This is a genomic window from Ectothiorhodospira sp. PHS-1 (assembly GCF_000225005.1).
Lineage (GTDB): Bacteria > Pseudomonadota > Gammaproteobacteria > Ectothiorhodospirales > Ectothiorhodospiraceae > Ectothiorhodospira.
In genome coordinates, this window is record NZ_AGBG01000076.1 from 1 (window position 1) to 1,098 (window position 1,098).

Annotated in this window: 1 protein-coding gene; it reads right to left on the bottom strand. The window is 63.8% G+C overall.

What is annotated here, in order from left to right:
- The coding region (locus ECTPHS_RS13650; protein WP_040406178.1) for an IS256 family transposase at positions 1-1,098 on the bottom strand (1,098 nt) is incomplete at both ends.

A 1,098-nucleotide genomic window follows, 5' to 3' on the forward strand; every position in this document is an offset into this window, starting at 1 on the left:
CCAGGGTCGTTGCTCGGGATCCGCAGTTCCGGCTGCGCCGGGTCCGCAGGCGAACCGTGGCAAACGTCGATTCGATCGGGTTGGTCGTGCGGATATGCACCCAGTGTTCCGCCGGGTAATCGTAGAATGCCAGCAGTTCGTCCCGATCTTTGGTCAGGCACGCCATCGCCTTGGGGTACTTGGCCTCGAATCGCTTCACCGTGCGATCAAAGGCCTTGTGCGCCTCGGCACGGTTCTGCGCCATCCAGATCTCCTGCAGATCAGCCTTGACCTTGGGCTGCACCGACTTGGGCAGCTTATTGAGCACATTCGCCGTCTTATGCACCCAGCAACGCTGATGGTCGGTCTGCGGATAGATCTTGCTCAACGCCGTCCAGAATCCCATCGCCCCGTCGCCCACCGCCAGCTTGGGACCGGTGGTTAGGCCGCGCTCCCGCAAGTGCGTCAGCAGTGCTTCCCAGCTGTCCGCCGACTCGCGGAAGCCGTCCTCGACGGCCACCAGTTCCTTGTGGCCGTGCTCGGTGACCCCGATGATCACCAGCAGGCACAAGCGGTCATCCTGGCGCACCTTGCTGTAAACACCATCGGCCCACCAGTAGACGTAGCTACGGTCCGACAGGTCACGCTGCCGCCACGTGGTATGTTCGTCCTGCCACTGCTGCTTGAGCCGGGACACCGTGTTGGCCGACAGGCCCTTGGCCTGCTCGCCAAGCAATGCCGCCAGGGCCTCCTGATAGTCCCCGGTGGAGATCCCCTTGAGATACAGCCAGGGAATCAGCTCTTCGACACTGCGCGCCCGCTTCAGGTAGGGCGGTAGCAGGCTGCTGTTGAAGCGGGCACCCCCACCGCTACGATCACGCACCTTGGGTACCTGGACGCTGACATCTCCAATCCCGGTCTGGACCGTGCGTTCCGGCAGGTAGCCATTGCGGACGACGGCCTGGCGGCCATCTTCCAGACGCTGCTCGGCATACTGCGCCAGGAAGACGGACAACTCCGCCTCCACCGCCTGGGCGATCAGGTCGCGCGCTCCCTGCCGCAGCAGCTCGTGCAACGGATCCAGGATCCGGGGTTCTGGTTGTGAAACAGCTTGGAGGG